The sequence below is a fragment of the Marinomonas alcarazii genome (assembly GCF_003208215.1).
GTDB classification, from domain to species: Bacteria; Pseudomonadota; Gammaproteobacteria; order Pseudomonadales; family Marinomonadaceae; genus Marinomonas; species Marinomonas alcarazii.
Genome location: NZ_QKLW01000008.1, coordinates 87466 through 104073, shown reverse-complemented (window position 1 = coordinate 104073; position 16608 = coordinate 87466). Strand labels below are relative to the sequence as shown.

Below are 16608 nucleotides of genomic sequence, written 5' to 3'. Positions count from 1 at the left end.
AAGGAGTAATTTATGTTGTTTTTATCTCAAATTAAACAAGGTGGTGTGGTGTGTCGCGAAGGCAATGAAGCACACCTTGTACTTCATGCATCGAGTGTTTATGAACTCGCAAAAGAAGCCGTTAAAAGTGGCGTGCCGCTGAAGTCTATTATCGAAAAACATGGTTTAGGCGAATCTGTGGATTTGTCTGAGTTGGCGAAAAATAACCAGCTAGATTGCCCTGTGCGCCATCCAGATCCAGCACACATGTACTTGACTGGAACAGGATTGACGCATTTAGGTTCTGCTTCGACACGTAATGCTATGCATGCGAAAAGCGAAGAATTAACCGATTCTATGAAGATCTTCCAAATGGGTGTTGAAGGCGGTAAGCCGAAAGACGGTGAAGAAGGCGTTCAGCCAGAATGGTTTTATAAAGGCAATGGTGCTGGCGTGGTTGCACCGGGTGATGCTCTGCCTTCACCATCTTTTGCATTAGATGGCGGTGAAGAGCCAGAAATCGCGGGCTTCTACCTAGTGGGTGATGATGGCAAAGTGCATCGTCTAGGTTACACCTTGGCGAATGAATTCTCAGATCACGTAACAGAGCGCCAGAACTATTTGTACTTGGCTCATTCAAAATTGCGTCCAGCGTCATTTGGTCCTGAATTGCTAGTGGGCGAATTGCCAATGCACATTGACGGCCATTCACGTATCGAGCGTGGTGAGAAAACCCTATGGGAAAAAGGCTTTTTATCCGGTGAAGACAATATGTCACACACCTTTAAAAACTTAGAGCACCATCATTTCAAATACTCTATTTTCCGCCAGCCTGGGGATCTGCATGTGCATATGTTTGGCACAGCGACCTTATCGTTTGCGGATGGTGTTCAGGCTCAAGAAGGCGATGTGTTTGAAATTTCATCACCAACTTTTGGTTTGCCATTACGCAATGCCTTGGCGAAAGAAGCAGAGTTATCGACCGAGGTAGATGTGCTATGAAAAAGCCAATGGCCGTTTATCCAGATTTAAAAGATCGTTCCGTCTTCATTTCCGGCGGCGCGACAGGTATTGGTGCCGCGATTGTTGAAGCGTATGCCAAGCAAGGCGCAAAAACGGCCTTCGTAGATTTGGATGAAAAAGCGGGCTCTGCGCTTGCTAAACGTCTGAATAAAGAAGGTTATGAGGTGCGTTTTGAGGTCTGTGACATCACGGACATCCAAGACTATCAACGTAAAATCCGCGCGGCCGCAGAAGCGTTTGGCCCGATTTCAGTGTTGATGAATAACGCAGCCAACGATGTGCGCCATTCTTTGGAGTCACTGACGGAAGAGCGTTTTGATGAATTAGTGGGTGTGAACATCAAGCATGCCATGTTCGCAGCGCAAGCTGTTGCGCCGATGATGCGCAAACTAGGTGGTGGTTCGATTATCAATTTTGGTTCTGTGGGTTGGATGATGCCGACAGCGGGTTACCCAACTTATGGGACAAGCAAAGCCGCTACGCATGGTTTAACGCGCTCTCTTGCCCGTGACTTAGGTGGCGCTGGCATTCGAGTGAATACCCTAGTTCCTGGTTGGGTGATGACAGAAAAACAGCTGCGCATGTGGGTTGATGATGCGGCAGAAGAAAAGATTAAACAAAGCCAATGCCTAGCAGGCAAGGTGCTTCCTGAGCACATCGCCAATATGGCGTTGTTTTTAGGGTCTGATGCGGCAGCCATGTGCTCGGCGCAAAACTTTATTGTTGATGGAGGTTGGGTATGAGTGATTCTAAGCAAAATAAGTTCGTACCAAAAGCATGGCCCCGCAAATTACGTTCAACGGAATGGTTTGGCGGTACTTCACGTGATCACATTTATCACCGCAGCTGGATGAAAAACCAAGGCTTACCAGCGGATTTATTTGATGGTCGCCCAGTCATTGGTATTTGTAATACTTGGTCGCAACTTACCCCTTGTAACGCCCATCTTCGCGACCTTGCTGATCGAGTAAAACACGGTATTTATGAAGCGGGTGGCTTGCCACTGGAGTTTCCTGTGTTCTCTGTGGGTGAAAGTTCACTGCGTCCAACCGCTATGATGTATCGCAACATGGCGGCGATGGATGTGGAAGAAGCTTTGCGTGCTAATCCGCTTGATGGTGTTGTCTTGTTGGCGGGTTGTGACAAAACGACCCCAGCGCTTCTTATGGGCGCATGCAGTGTCGATATTCCAGCGATTGTTGTGTCTGGGGGCCCGATGTTGAATGGCTACTTCAGAGGCGAGCGTGTAGGTTCTGGTACGGCGTTGTGGCAAATGTCGGAAGACATCAAAGCGGGCAAGATGACCCAAGAAGATTTCCTTGAAGCTGAGCAATCTATGTCTCGCTCTGCGGGCGGCTGTAACACCATGGGTACAGCCAGCACTATGGCATCTATGGCCGAAGCCTTGGGTATGGCGTTATCGGGTAACGCCGCCATTCCTGCGGTAGACAGCCGTCGTCGAGTCATGGCGCATCTTACTGGCCGTCGCATCGTCGATATGGTTAAAGACGATTTGAAACCGTCTGATATTTTGACTCGCCAAGCGTTCGAAAACGCGATTCGTGTCAACGGCGCGATAGGTGGCTCCACCAACGCGGTCATTCACTTGTTGGCCATTGCTGGTCGTGTTGGCGTAGATCTAAGCCTAGATGACTGGGATAAGTTAGGCCAAGAAATTGCCACTATTGTTAACCTAATGCCGTCCGGCAAATACTTGATGGAAGAGTTCTTCTACGCAGGCGGCTTGCCTGTAGTCATCAAGCATTTGGCAGAAGCAGGTAAGCTTCATAAAGACGCTCTTACCGTGTCTGGTGAATCTATTTGGGAAGAAGTGAAAGAGGTTCGCAACTGGAACCCTGACGTTATTTTGCCTGTTGAAAAAGCACTGACACAAAAAGGTGGCATCGTTGTATTGAAAGGCAACCTTGCACCACAAGGTGCGGTATTGAAACCGTCTGCTGCGTCAGCGCATTTGTTGCAGCACCGCGGCCGTGCTGTGGTGTTTGAAGACATTGACGATTACAAAGCCAAGATCAATGACGAGGCGTTGGATATCGATGAAAACTGCGTCATGGTGCTAAAAAACTGTGGGCCGAAAGGTTATCCAGGTATGGCTGAGGTTGGCAACATGGGCTTGCCGCCAAAAGTATTGCGCAAGGGCATTAAAGACATGGTGCGTATTTCAGATGCTCGTATGTCTGGAACCGCGTATGGCACTGTGGTTCTGCATACTACGCCAGAAGCCGCCGCTGGTGGACCATTAGCCGTGATTCAAAATGGCGACATGATTGAATTAGACGTGGAAAACCGTCGCTTGCATGTAGATATTTCTGATGAAGAAATGGCAACACGTTTAGCGAACTGGAAAAGTCATTTGGAACCGCCAAAAAGTGGTTACATCAAATTATTCCATGACCACGTACAGGGTGCCGATACCGGTGCCGATTTTGATTTCCTAAAAGGATGTCGAGGCGCTGCGGTACCAAAAGATAGCCATTAGGATGCAATAAAACGGCCAGTGAATGGTGAGCTAATTGAGAAAGTAACCCCATCCTAACCTTCCCCTTGATAAGGGGAAGGGACTAGAACGCAGTACTTAGCTCCTCCCCCTGCTAAGGGGGAGGTTGGGAGGGGGTAAAAGTTCGAACTGTCACAATGCATCATAGATTTATTGATATTTTTATTAAAGAGAGGAGTGAGTATGTTAACGGGACAGCATTTTATTGCCGGTAAATGGGTAAAGGGCGACGCAACATTTTCTTCAACGCCTGCTACAGGACCTTCTCATGAGTTTGCCGTTGGTCGCGTATCTGATGTGGATGCCGCAGTAGAAGCCGCCGAAGCGGCGTTTGAAGAATTTGGTTATTCTTCTCGTGAAGAGCGTGCGGCTTTTTTGAATGCGATCGCTGATGAAATTGATGTGTTAGGCGATCAAATTACAGAAATTGGCGTGCAAGAGACAGGTTTGCCTGCGGCACGTTTGCAAGGTGAGCGTGGCCGAACCACAGGCCAGTTACGTTTATTCGCTGAGCGTATTTTGTCTGGTGAATACTTGGATCGTCGTTTTGATGAAGCCTTGCCTGATCGCGCACCGTTGCCACGTCCTGATATGTACATGGTACAACGTCCGATTGGTCCTGTGGCAGTGTTTGGCGCTTCTAACTTTCCATTGGCGTTTTCAACGGCAGGTGGCGATACGGCGGCGGCTCTCGCGGCGGGTTGCCCAGTAGTGGTCAAAGGGCATTCTGCTCACCCAGGAACAGGTGAACTTGTCGCGCAAGCGGTTGAAGCGGCGATGAAACGTTGCAAGATGCCAGCGGGCGTTTTCTCCTTGATCCAAGGCGGTAACCGTCAAGTTGGACAAGCGTTAGTACAGCATCCGTTAATCAAAGCCGTTGGTTTTACTGGCAGTTTGGCAGGTGGTCGTGCTTTGTTTGATTTGTGTGCGGCGCGTCCAGAGCCGATTCCTTTCTTTGGTGAGTTGGGTTCTGTAAACCCAATGTTTGTCATGCCAGAAGCGGTAAAAAATCGTGCTGAGGAATTAGGTAAAGGCTGGGCAGGTTCATTGACTATGGGCGCTGGTCAGTTTTGTACTAACCCAGGGATTGCGGTGATGTTAGACAATGCCGATTCGAAAGCCATGATAGCCGCAGCGAGTGCAGCACTCTCTGAAATCTCTGCGCAAACTATGCTGACGGATGGCATTGCTGATGCGTACCGTTCTGGTGTGGCGGCGATTGAGAAAACAGGCATTGAGTCGGTGGTTCGTAGCGCAGACACAACGGATCGAACGGCATTGCCAAACTTGTTCACGGTAACGGGTCAAACATGGCTAGATCATCCAACACTGCACCAAGAAGTCTTTGGTCCTCTTGGTTTGGTTGTGTTGGCGGACAGTGTTGAGCAAATGGTCGAATTAGCTCGTCATTTGGAAGGTCAGTTGACGTGTACCATTCATCTTGACGAAGGCGATCATGCCGCGTGTCAGAAACTGTTGCCTGTGTTGGAGCGTAAAGCAGGGCGATTGTTGGCGAATGGTTTCCCAACGGGTGTTGAAGTGAACGATACCATGGTGCATGGCGGGCCGTACCCGGCATCGACAAACTTCGGTGCAACCTCAGTCGGCACCTTGTCGATTCGTCGTTTCTTGCGTCCAGTTTGTTACCAAAATATTCCAAAAGCTTTACTACCAAAAGACTTGGTAGATTAATGCTTAGGCGTTAGATCTTATTAATCGACTTTGATAGGTCGGTTTGTATTGAAAGTAAGCCCAAGGCGGGTTGTTGAGCGAGTTCGGTTTTGAAAGCAGCCGACTCGCTTTTTTTGCTTCTTGGTCAAGTTAATAGCGAAGGGTTACGCGTTCGCAGGTTTTTGTTCCAACTCGGCAAGCACCAAACGCTTGAGTTGGTTGGCAAGAGGCGATAATTGGCGGCCACGCATTTGCAGTAAATAGTAAGGACTCATAACAATCTTTCGATCTAGTTTGAGCGTTTTTAAATCCGCTTTTACTTTATGGCCAACCAGCAAGTCGCTTACTTCCCTTGCCATAGGCGCAATGGCGTTGGATGAAACAAGAATCGCGATCAATGCCAGTAATGACGTACTGTTGGTGATACTTAATGGCAGTTCGGAACGCTCTTCCATAAAGGCGGCTTCAACGGCCTCGCGTATCGGTGCGCGGTGAGATTGCATGACCCATTCAAAATGAACCAAGTCTTTTACCCTTACCACATCTAAGTGAGCCAATGGATGGTCTTTACGAACCAATAGGTTGACCGATTCTGTGCGCGCTGGGTAAATTTCAAATTCGTTGGCATCGTATTGTTTGGGAATACGGGCTAGCACGAAGTCATTGTGTCCTGCCACTAAATCGCGCACCAAAACATCACTTGTGTCGACGTTTATATCGATCTCAGCTTTTGGTGCGATCGCGCGCAATTGCTGAATAGCAGGAATAACAAAACCCACCGCCGCTCCAGTTACTGCGCCAATGGCAGTCGTTCCACCGCCGCCTTCTTTTAGCTCGTCGACTTCACGGGCAAGATCGCGCAGCTCAACTAAAAGGTTGTGCGCCCGACGGGCTACGGCTTGACCAACCAAAGTAGGTTCCATGCCTTTGGCATGACGAATAAATAAACGTGTGCCAATGGTTTGTTCAATTTCACTCAACATGCGTGACGCAGCGGGTTGTGTCATTGCCATTTCATCGGCAGCAATCCCCAGTTGACCATGCTCGGAAATAACCGAAATTAAACGCAATTGATTGAGCTTTAAATGCTTGGCCAGACCTATGTCCATATCGACCTCTATTATTGTTTTTAATAGAGATATCTTACTCTAAATAGAAGCTATTAGCGTCTAAAATTGACAAAAAAGCCCAAATAAATGGACTTTTTAAGAGTTTTTGATTTCAGTAAATGAGGGCGAAAAGTTGTTCGCTGAAAGATTCGCTACTGTGTTTTGATGTGCGAATTGCAGTGTATCTTTGAGTGCTTTTATTAAGTGATTGGTAGATATCGTAAGAGGCGAGTAAACTATTGATCCACTTTATCAATGCTAAGGAAAAGGATGTCTCTGCTAAATTCACAATCGACTGCTGGAACTCAAGTAAAACGCTTGGCTGAAAAAGAGCTGGTGGCGCTGTTTGCTCTGATGATGTCGCTTACTGCGTTAAGTATGGACGCTATGTTGCCAGCGTTTCCGCATATTGCTGAGTCGTTGGCGATTGTGGATTATCAAAAAACTCAGTGGATTGTCTCGGCAATGATTCTGGGAATGGTATTTGGCGAGATCATTTTTGGCCCGTTGTCGGACGCGATTGGTCGCAAAAAAAGCATTTTAATTGGCATCAACATTTATATTGTCGGTTCGGTTATTGCGCTGTTAGCGTCGTCCATCGAGGTGTTTTTACTGGGACGTTTTATCCAAGGGTTTGGTGTGGCGGGGCCAAAAATTGCTTCTCGTGCCTTGATTCGAGACATGTATAAAGGCGCTGCCATGGCGCGAATTATGTCTTTTGTGATGATGGTGTTTATTCTTGTCCCCATGCTTGCGCCTTCCTTGGGGATGTTGGTGATTAAAGTGGCCGATTGGCGCTGGATTTTTGCCTTATTAATGATACAAGCCGCTGTTGCCGGTGGTTGGCTTTTGTTACGACAACCTGAAACATTGTCAAAAGAAAACCGTATCCCATTGAATAGAAAGCGTTTAATGGCTGATGTACGTTTTATTTTGAGCCGCCGTGATGTGATGGCGTTTACCATTTTGTTAGGTTGTATTTTTGGTGCCTTGATGCTGTATATAAGTACGGCGCAGTCTATCTTCCAAGATGTGTATGACACGGGGGATCGTTTTCCTTTGTTTTTTGGCATGCTGGCGATAGGTTCTTCGATTATCAATTTTTCAAACGGTAAAATTGTCCTACGAGTCGGTATGCTTCGCTGTGTTTTTGGGGCGTTAAGCGTTATGTGTTCGACTGCGTTTATTCTTTTGCTCGTGGCGGTGTTTTTTGCTGGTGTCCCGCCTTTTGTTTTCTTCATGGCCTTGGGGATGATAATGTTTTCTTGCCTAGGTATGGTGTTCGGTAATGTGAATGCCATGGCGATGGAACCGTTAGGGGCTGTGGCTGGACTTGGAGCATCATTGATCTCGTCTTTATCAAGTTTTCTTGCCATTGTGTTAGCAACGGCAGCAGGTCAGTTCTATAACTTTACGGTTATTCCTTTGGCCAGCAGCTTTGCTATTTTTTCCATGATTGCTTTAGTCATGTTGAGATACGGTCATAAGTACAGCCAGCGTCATACAGAAGAATGAGACTTTTCATCGCATAGTGTATTTGCTGAAGACGAGTGTCATCCAGTTGTCCGTAAAGTAGGTTAGAATATAGGCTCAGTTTTTTAGTATGAGCCACATCTATGTCCTCCCAAGTATCCTCCTCTGATTCCTTAGCTAAACAGCTCTTTTCCATGACATGGCCAATGTTGTTTGGCGTTTTGTCGTTAATGAGTTTCCAGCTGGTGGACAGTGCTTTTATCGGACAATTGGGTATTTTACCTTTAGCGGCGCAGGGTTTTACCTTGCCGATCCAGATGATTGTGATTGGTTTGCAAGTGGGCTTAGGCATTGCGACGACGGCCATTATTTCTCGTGCTTTAGGCGCAGGTGACAAGCGTTATGCCAAGCAATTAGGCGGTTTGGTGCTCATGATGGGAAGCATAGGGATTGCTTTCTTTAGTGTGATTATTTGGCTGCTACGTCATCCTATTTTGGCGCTATTGAGTGCGCCAGACTCTGTTTACCCTGTTATTGATTCTTACTGGCCTCATTGGCTGCTCAGTGCATGGGTGGGGGCGTTGATCTATTTTTATTACAGCATTTGTCGTTCCAACGGTAATACCTTATTGCCAGGGATTATGATGATTGTGACCAGCGTGCTTAACTTGGTGCTGGATCCCATCTTTATCTTCACTTTTGATCTTGGTTTGAATGGCGCCGCGATGGCAACCACAGTGGCGTTTGCTATAGGTACTTTGATTGTTGCGCCGCAAGTGGCGCGCAAACATTGGCTCACTTTTGATTGGCAAGATCTTCATATAGGCAAAAGCTTGGCGTCGATTGGTCATATTATGGGACCTGCGATGGTTAGCCAATTGTTGCCTCCGGTTTCTTCTATGTTGGCGACTAAGCTGATTGCTGGGTTTGGTACGGCAGCGGTAGCGTCTTGGGCACTAGGCTCGCGCTTTGAATTTTTTTCTATCGTGGCGGTGTTGGCGTTGACTATGTCTATGCCACCCATGGTAGGGCGTTTGTTAGGTGCAGGCCGTCTAAACGATGTGCGTTACGTCGTGCGTTTAGCTTGTCGTTTTGTATTGTCGCTTCAGTTGGTGATCGCTGTGATTACTTTTCTTGTCTCTGGTATTTTGGCAAATCTGATGACCAGCGACGAAGAAGTCTCGACGATCTTGCATTGGCATTTGATGATAGTGCCGGTGAGTTTAGGTCTACTCGGCATCTGTATGTTGATGGTGTCTATCTCTAACGCCTTAGGTAAGTCCTACACTGCTCTAACAATCTCGGCATTGCGCTTGTTTGCTTTCTTCTTGCCTTGTTTGTGGGTTGGGTCGGAAATCGCTGGGCTTAAAGGGCTGTTCTTCGGCGTCTTGATCAGCAATGTTCTTGCCGGTGTTTGTGCTTGGTACATGTATCTCAGAGCGCTTGAGCAGGTTGAGAAAAAGCTGAGTAAGGCCTAATACCGCAATATCGTCCAATCTTTTTTAGTTTTTCTTCGCTAATCTATAACTATGGTTTAGGTTGGTTTTGAGAGGTTGTGATGTCGTATGTTGCCTATCGATTTATTGTTCATTCGTAAAACACACTGAAAACTAAGGTCTTTTCGCATGTTTACGCAAAGACCTTGGTATCATGCAAGACGGATTCGAAGCAGAAGTGGGTAAAGGCAATCTATTCACTTTGATCAAAGAGTTGAGTGTTTTCTCAAAAGTAGAGGCCGTCAAAAAGAGTCGTGTTCAAGGGGAGTAATTCACCTTAGTAATGTTTGTCGATTTCGAATTTGAGGAGTATGCTGCTTAGATGTTTTTGATAGGTCTGATGATGTGTTGAACGTACCGCGAATCGTTTGGATTATGATGTGTTGTTTGGCTGGGTTGTGGCTGTTTTTATCCGCTTCAACACAGGTGACGTCTTATGCATCCTTTTCCTATACAAGTGCTTCACACACGGTACATCAGGACATGGCGTCATTGTCTAAGGCTGTAATGTCTGATGTGAACCTTGCTTCTGCCTCGCATGATCATGCTAAAGACATGGGTTACTCTGATTGTGTTGATCATTGTGCTTTGGCTGTTTTGCCTCCTCTGTTGTTACTTTTGGCCATTGCGGTTATTTATTGGCCTGCCTTGTCGTTGATTGAAAAATGGCGACATAATTTCTTAGAGCTTGTCACTCCTCCTCCCCGTTTGTCTACGTTAATTGCCAACTAGCTGTCTATTTAACAGCATCCAATATCACTGATGGTCTTAGTGTTATTCATAATGCTGAATAACGTCTGAGCTGTTTATAAGTAATTAATAACGTGAGATATAACTATGACACTTTTTAAAAAATATTTTTCTGCTGCTGCCATTCTAATCATGAGTTCGGCGATTGCTGGCTGCGTTACTTCGTCATTAACGGACGATATGGATCATCATCAAATGGATCATTCGGAGCATGCTTCTCAGTTTATGCAAGGCAACCAGAAAATGATGAAGGATATGCATGCAACGGAACTGACTGGTGATGTTGATTACGACTTTGTTGTCGGCATGATTCCTCATCATCAAGGTGCAATTGATATGGCGACGCAGTTGCTTGCATCTGCGGATGTTTCTGACAAATTGAAGCCTTTGGCGGTCGATATTGTAGCGGCGCAATCGAGCGAGATTATGTTTATGCGAGATTGGCTTGCAAGTTATGGGGAAGCGAGACCATCCGCTGACGCTGAGCAAATTAAAGCCGCGTATGCTGCTATTAATGCAAAAATGATGGCGGATATGCATCAGCTTCTTGCAAGTGGTGATGTGAATCGTGACTTTGTGGCAGGTATGATTCCGCATCATGAAGCGGCTGTAGCCATGGCAAAAGTGCTTTTAGAGTTTAGTCGTGATCCAGCGCTTATAAAAATGGCGCAAGCGGTTATTCGTGATCAAAACCGTGAAATTGCCTTCATGCAGCAGTACTAAGTACTTCTGTTGTCGATAAGCACTCACAATAAATTCCCGCTCAATATTACTATCGAGCGGGACTTTATTGAGCATTTGTTGAACTTATTAATGACTCTTTGCCCTGCTGTTTCTCTCAGACGTGAGATACAATACTTATTCTTGCAACCACACAAACCTATTTCAACGTCATAAAACACACATCTCCAGCGTTTATTCTATAGGTTGCGAGCCGTGCCAAATTACGTGATTAGGCTGAAATAAGGTGCCGAGCATATCGAGGAAGTAGCATGTTAAGATTTTTCAAAATCCGCAATGGGTTGATTCAAGAAATTTCCAAAGACGATGAGAATTTTGCCACCCTTCAAAAAGAAGCGAACTGGATTGATGCCGCAGAACCCGATGACGATGAGCGTTTACTGCTTAAAGCGTTGCTAAGAACCGATCTTCCTGAATCGGATGATGTGGAAGAGATCGAAGCGTCCGCTCGTTGTTTCGTTGACCAAGCAGGCATCCACGTTCACTCATTGTTTTTAAATCAAACAGAAGGGCGCCATAAAACCGCCACGGTTGCTTGTATCTTGCAACAAGACAGGCTGATCACCATCCGTGAAACAGAATTAGCCGATTTTAGATTGCTGCGCATGCGTGCTCGCCGAGGGCACATTTTGGTTGATTCTCCAGCGCATTTGCTGGTGACCCTGCTGGAAAACAAAGTAGAGAATCATGCCGATACCCTAGAGGACTCTCATCGCCAGTTAGAAGAGGTGAGTCATCTCGTGTTAGAAGATGATGAAACCGAGCTGGATACCATCATCGAAAAATTAGCTCGCCAAGAAGACAGTAATGGAAAAATCCGCCTTTGTTTGATGGATACACAGCGTAATATTTCCTTCTTGTTGCGTCATTTGCCCAACAAACAAGAGTACTCGGAAACGCTACGCGAGGTAATGCGTGACGTTGAAACCTTGATGTCTCATACCACCTTTTTGTTCGACAAAATTAACTTCTTGATGGATTCGACTCAGGGCTTTATTAACATCGAGCAGAATAAAATTATTAAAATTTTCTCCATTGCCTCTGTGGTGTTTTTACCGCCAACCTTGGTTGCCAGTATCTATGGGATGAACTTTGAAATAATGCCAGAGCTGGGGTTTGATTACGGCTATCCGGCGGCACTAGGTTTAATGGTGTTTTCTGCGTTTGCGCCTTATTGGTACTTTAAACACCGTGGTTGGTTATAGGCCCGTTGATATTTTACCGCTATAACATGGCATGATTTAATAGAAAACTATTTGATCATGCTGTGCTCCTGCCTCATTCTCATACGTATTTTCCGGTTACTAGGACTGCTCTAATCTGTCTATCTTCTTATTTCAGTAATTACTTATTGAAAACGTGGTTGAGAATGACTACCATTTGTTTGGTGTTTTTTATTCATTGGAGAGTATCGTGGAAGATTCAGTTCAACAGAAAATAATCGACTTTTTACAGGTCGGTGGACCTGTAGTATGGATATTGATGGTTTTTTCTGTCGTTGCTCTAACCATTGTCCTACTGAAGTTGTGGCAGTTGTCTTCCTTGCGTGCAGAAAGTCTTAAAACCAGTAATCTTGCCTTAAACGATTGGCGTGCAGGCAATTGTGAAGAGGCACTCGAAAAGCTAGATGAAAAACGTCCAATAGATTCATTAGTGGCTTATACGATGCGCGTGCTATTAGAGACGAGTACTCAAGCGGAGTTGATTCGTGAAGAAGTAGAGCGTCGTGCGATGAATCAACTAAACCAGCTGCGCTCTTATCTTCGTCCATTGGAAATTATTGCTACCTTGAGCCCATTACTAGGTTTGCTCGGTACGGTATTGGGGATGATTACCGCTTTCCAACAGATGGAAGGTGCGGGTAATCAAGTTGACCCTTCTGTTTTATCTGGCGGTATTTGGCAGGCCTTGCTCACGACAGCGGTTGGTTTGGCAGTGGCGATTCCAGTTGTGACATTGCAAAGCTGGCTAGAGCGCAAGGTCGAGCGTATTGCTCACAATATGAATGATGCTGTTACGCAAGTATTTACCAGTAAACAAACAAAAGAATTAGTAGAAAAGGCTGACGAAGAGTTATTGCATGCCGCTTAATTTGCCTCAGCCTAAGCGTAAGAACGCGATTAGCCTGACGCCACTGATTGATGTGGTGTTTATCTTGTTGTTGTTTTTCATGCTGACCTCGACTTTTGTGCCTTGGCGACTTGTCGATACGCCTTTGTCTGTTTCTAGTGATCAACAAGATCCGGCTCAAGAAAAACCAGACAACCTTGTGCTGACGTTAAAGCAAAATGACGATCAAGTTTGGGTTGACGGGCAAGCTCTGAGGTTCTCGGATCAGGCCGCTTTTCAAACACTCATCACAGATCATAACGAAGGTGTTTTTGTTATTAAGGCTGAAGATGGTGTGACGTTGCAGACATTGATGCATCTTGCTGATCGCTTAAAGCTTAATGGTGCAAAAACCGTGTCTATTGCGAATGCCTTTGCTATGCCGGAGTCGAAATGAAAATAGGCGAAAAATACGCCGCGAGAAACGCCAGCAACGATGACAACATGGTGCCGCTGATTAATGTGGTGTTTTTGATGTTGGTTTTCTTTATGGTCGCAGGACAAATCCAAAAAGCAGACCCTGTAGCCGTTATTCCTCCTCAATCGATTAACGAAGCTCGAGCGACAACCGATCCCAATGTTGAGATCGTTTTAGGCGCAGATGCCAGCTTGTATGTGGACGACGTCTTATTTGTCGTTGATGACATTCAAGCTTACCTAGAACAAGCCTTTGCTTCATCATCGAACCCAGACGCTTTTTGGGTTCAAATTAAAGCCGATGGTGCTATTTCGTTAGAAAAACTACGTCCTATTTTTAATCAAGTGCGTTTAGCCGGTCTTACAAAGGTTAGCTTGGCAACCCAGCTAGAGCGAGGAAACGAATGATTTCCACGCGGCATTGGATTATTGCGGGTGGGCTTGCTGTTTCTGTCCACGCAGCGGCTTTTTATGCGGCATTTTATGCGCCAACGGAAGGCAGTCAGTCTGCTGGTTCGCAAGGCATTGAGTTTGACTTAGGTATGGCTGGCGACCTCGGCGCTTCAGCACAAACCACTGTGGCCCAAACAGAAAGCAAAGAGACTGAAGAAGTAATAGAAGAACAGGAAGTAATAGAAGAGCCGATTGAAGAAGTTCAAGAGGAAGTTGAACCAGAAGTCGAGCCAGAGCCTGTTGTTGAACCAGAGCCTGTTGTTGAACCAGAACCTGTCGTCGAACCCGAGCCAGAGCCCGTTGTTGAACCTGAACCTGTCGTCGAGCCTGAGCCAGAACCGGTTATTGTGAAGCAGGAATCTCCAATTGAAATGGTGAAGCCAGAGCCAAAACCTGAACCTAAGCCAGAACCAAAACCTGAGCCTAAGCCAGACCCAAAACCGGAACCTAAGCCAGACCCAAAACCTGAGCCGAAAAAAGAAGCACAAGTCGTAAAAAAAGCAGCGTCTAAGCCTGTTTCCGCGCCATCTGCAGCAAACCAACAAGCCACAACGGGTAGCTCTAATTCGGCAACGACAGGAGGTAACCCCGGCGCGACGGCAAGCTACTTCACTAAGCTAACATCAGTGTTGGCCAACAATAAGCGCTATCCAAGAGCATCTCGCCATCGTAATGAAGAAGGGGTTGTTTCCTTATCTTTTGTCGTTCATGCGGATGGCTCCGTGTCGAATGTGGTCATTACAAAAAGCTCAGGTCATAAGCGTCTTGATAAAGCCGTATTGGATATGATTAAACGCTCAGTCCCACTACCAGCTTTCTCTAAAGACATGGCTGAAACTGAGCTAAAAATTAACCTTCCTGTGTCCTTTACTCTCAGCGAACTTCGTTAGGCTTTGTTACTGAGCGATGAGCTTTACGGGTGCTGGGTTCTTAGGAAGCAGTAACCAAACCTTACCAAAATGCTTCAGCTGGCCTGCGTGGAAGTGGGCTTCTTCCCCAATGCCCTGATACCAATCAATATGCCCTGGCCCTTTAATTGCGCCGCCTTTATCTTGAGCGAGTAGTAGGCGGAACTCATGGCCAATTAAGTTGCCATAGGTGTCTAGCTTAGGAACTTGCGCCAATAAAATGGAGCCAAGTGGAATGACGTTAGGGTCGACGGCGGCGGAATACAAAGGTGTTAAAGGTACATTGGCAGCCCCAATGGGCGACGTTGGGCCTTCACTGAAAAACAAATAACTAGGGTTCGTCGATAAAATTTCACGGTTGCGATCTGGGTTATTGCTTAACCACTGACGAATACTTTGAGCGGAAATGTCAGCTCTATCTATCTCGCCACGCTCAATCAGTTCTTTACCTAAACTGCGGTAAGCATGGCCGTTTACACCGCCCCATGACAGCAGCTTTTGTTCGCCATCCTCATATTCAATCACGCCGGAACCTTGCACATGCAAGAAAAAATTGTCGATCAAGCTTGAGGTGTAAGCAATTTCCAGCCCTTGTCCTGCTAGCGCATTTTCAAAGTCTATTTCTTCACGAGAAGGGTACTTTCCGTCCGCATTTCGTTGTGCAGGCTTGCGATAAAGCGGGTAACGATAGACTTCATCAGGTAAATGTCGGACCGGCAGAATGGGCACATAGTAACCTGTTATTTGAACGTTACCTCTTTGATCTTGTCCCGCTAATTGATGGGCAATAAGTTGGGGTTGCTTAGCTGGGTTCTGTAGCCAATTGTTTATTTCTTCGGCAACGATTCTTAAATCAGCCACGCTGGTTTGGGTATTTTCTAATAATAACGTTTTATCTTGGATGCGATTTAAGTAGGTGATTTGCTGTTGCAGGCCACTCTGAAAGCTGTCGTCCGGCATCGGCAAACCTGGTGGTAGGCTTTCTTTTAAATATAGCGTTTCCCGCTTAAGCGCAGTGGTGTCACGGCCGTTGTTTTCGAAGTCATTGGAGCTGTCTATTTCATTGACGCTACAGCTGCTAAGGAGCACGAAAGAAGCAAGGCAAAGTGGGCGAAGTAGAAAGCGGTGTGATGCTTTGGTGGGTAAAAAATGTCGTATAAAAGATGAAAAAATCATAAGCCCTATTTCTATAAAAAAATCGATAAAGTAACTGTATGTGATGTTTTGACCGCACAGAAAGAGCGAGGTTCATCTTGAATTTTTATAGAAGCGAAAGCAATCACTAGACGAGAGTTTTACACTTTGCCAATGCGCTGTCGTCTAGAACATTAAATACTCGTAGGCTTGTCTTAGACCAATGAAAACGTCTTGGTCGCCACCTCTGTCTGGGTGATGCTTCTGAGCCAGTTTTTTATATTGCTGTTTAATGTCTGTCTTGCTGGGATTTGAGGTGGTTATTTGCAATGTTTTGAGTGCTGAATCTCTATTGCCCGGTAAGCTGATGCCTTTGTAGAAACTATTTAGTAGCTGGACCACGGCGTCGGCATCGGTTTTTTCGTATTCTTCCCAATCGAGGTAGTAGGCTGCTAGCTTTACGTCTACGCTGTCGTTTAAATGGGTACTGGTGGAATGCTGAATTTGCGTTGTGCTCTGAAGGTTAATGCGTAATGCGCTAATATTCAGTAAGAGGTTTTCTTCTTGCCATAAGCTGCTTTGTAGCTGATATAAGGCGTTCATGATGAGAAAATGCTGACGGAAAAGTTGCAGGTTCATATCGTCAGCGAGTTGACTGAACTCGGGTAATTGTTCTTTTAGTGCCTTAAGAATATCGAACTCACTGATACCATCAGGGTGAAGTCGAAGAATTTCGAGGATGGGGCCGACTAAAGGATTTTTCATATCTGTCTCGTTTGCTTAGGCATTTATTCATTACAGTGTATGTTACCAATCTGAAAAGGGTC

16 protein-coding genes are annotated in these 16608 nt (G+C 46.0%); 13 read left to right on the top strand and 3 right to left on the bottom strand.

The features are described 5' to 3' along the window. Positions 1-12: 12 nt before the first annotated feature. The 4 genes from araD1 to DFP75_RS14825 all read left to right on the top strand — a co-directional run bounded on the left by araD1 (position 13) and on the right by DFP75_RS14825 (position 5212). Entirely contained in the window at positions 13-981 is a 969-nt protein-coding gene (gene araD1, locus DFP75_RS14840; RefSeq protein ID WP_110576840.1) for an AraD1 family protein, read from the top strand. Next, positions 978-1745, top strand: coding sequence for an SDR family NAD(P)-dependent oxidoreductase (locus tag DFP75_RS14835; RefSeq protein ID WP_110576839.1), 768 nt, complete (start codon positions 978-980; stop codon positions 1743-1745). Before araD1 ends, DFP75_RS14835 begins: the two co-directional genes overlap by 4 nt. Next, a complete protein-coding gene (gene araD / locus DFP75_RS14830; protein ID WP_110576838.1) occupies positions 1742-3502 on the top strand; it encodes an L-arabinonate dehydratase in 1761 nt (586 codons plus the stop codon). The genes DFP75_RS14835 and araD overlap by 4 nt, the downstream gene beginning before the upstream one ends. Before the next feature lie 201 nt (positions 3503-3703). Beyond that, a complete protein-coding gene (locus DFP75_RS14825) occupies positions 3704-5212 on the top strand; it encodes an aldehyde dehydrogenase (NADP(+)) (protein WP_110576837.1) in 1509 nt (502 codons plus the stop codon). A 143-nt stretch (positions 5213-5355) separates the two neighbouring features. Here the strand turns inward: DFP75_RS14825 and DFP75_RS14820 are convergent, their stop codons facing one another. After that, complete coding sequence (locus DFP75_RS14820) at positions 5356-6300, bottom strand: LysR family transcriptional regulator (RefSeq protein ID WP_110576836.1); 945 nt, start codon at positions 6298-6300, stop codon at positions 5356-5358. A 270-nt stretch (positions 6301-6570) separates the two neighbouring features. Here DFP75_RS14820 and DFP75_RS14815 point away from each other — a divergent pair, with 270 nt between their 5' ends. The 9 genes from DFP75_RS14815 (at position 6571) to DFP75_RS14775 (ending at position 14629) form a co-directional block, all read left to right on the top strand. Then, positions 6571-7815 (top strand): multidrug effflux MFS transporter, encoded by a 1245-nt coding sequence (locus DFP75_RS14815; RefSeq protein WP_110576835.1) that lies wholly within the window; start codon positions 6571-6573, stop codon positions 7813-7815. 101 nt (positions 7816-7916) lie between these two features. After that, positions 7917-9251 carry an MATE family efflux transporter gene (locus tag DFP75_RS14810; RefSeq protein ID WP_110576834.1) on the top strand — a complete coding sequence of 445 codons (1335 nt, stop codon included), beginning with the start codon at positions 7917-7919 and terminating at the stop codon, positions 9249-9251. A 363-nt stretch (positions 9252-9614) separates the two neighbouring features. Beyond that, on the top strand, positions 9615-10001 hold the full coding sequence (locus DFP75_RS14805; protein WP_146219964.1) for a hypothetical protein: 387 nt from the start codon (positions 9615-9617) through the stop codon (positions 9999-10001). A gap of 105 nt (positions 10002-10106) precedes the next feature. After that, positions 10107-10742, top strand: coding sequence for a DUF305 domain-containing protein (locus tag DFP75_RS14800; RefSeq protein WP_110576832.1), 636 nt, complete (start codon positions 10107-10109; stop codon positions 10740-10742). 269 nt (positions 10743-11011) lie between these two features. Beyond that, the gene (corA, locus tag DFP75_RS14795) at positions 11012-11965 is read left to right on the top strand and encodes a magnesium/cobalt transporter CorA (protein ID WP_110576831.1); all 954 of its coding nucleotides are present in this window, start codon (positions 11012-11014) and stop codon (positions 11963-11965) included. 208 nt (positions 11966-12173) lie between these two features. Continuing rightward, positions 12174-12851, top strand: a complete 678-nt coding sequence (locus DFP75_RS14790) for a MotA/TolQ/ExbB proton channel family protein (protein WP_110576830.1) — start codon at positions 12174-12176, stop codon at positions 12849-12851. Continuing rightward, the gene (locus DFP75_RS14785) at positions 12841-13266 is read left to right on the top strand and encodes an ExbD/TolR family protein (protein ID WP_110576829.1); all 426 of its coding nucleotides are present in this window, start codon (positions 12841-12843) and stop codon (positions 13264-13266) included. The genes DFP75_RS14790 and DFP75_RS14785 overlap by 11 nt, the downstream gene beginning before the upstream one ends. Further along, positions 13263-13694: an ExbD/TolR family protein gene (locus DFP75_RS14780; protein WP_110576828.1), complete on the top strand. Its 432-nt coding sequence runs from the start codon at positions 13263-13265 to the stop codon at positions 13692-13694. Before DFP75_RS14785 ends, DFP75_RS14780 begins: the two co-directional genes overlap by 4 nt. Next, a complete protein-coding gene (locus DFP75_RS14775) occupies positions 13691-14629 on the top strand; it encodes an energy transducer TonB (protein WP_110576827.1) in 939 nt (312 codons plus the stop codon). The genes DFP75_RS14780 and DFP75_RS14775 overlap by 4 nt, the downstream gene beginning before the upstream one ends. 6 nt (positions 14630-14635) lie before the next feature. On the opposite strand, the gene mltA is transcribed toward DFP75_RS14775, so the two are convergent. Both mltA and DFP75_RS14765 read right to left on the bottom strand, forming a co-directional pair. Continuing rightward, on the bottom strand, positions 14636-15823 hold the full coding sequence (gene mltA / locus DFP75_RS14770) for a murein transglycosylase A (protein WP_110576826.1): 1188 nt from the start codon (positions 15821-15823) through the stop codon (positions 14636-14638). Between the two features lie 144 nt (positions 15824-15967). Then, on the bottom strand, positions 15968-16546 hold the full coding sequence (locus tag DFP75_RS14765) for a DNA-J related domain-containing protein (RefSeq protein WP_110576825.1): 579 nt from the start codon (positions 16544-16546) through the stop codon (positions 15968-15970). Positions 16547-16608 lie beyond the last annotated feature (62 nt).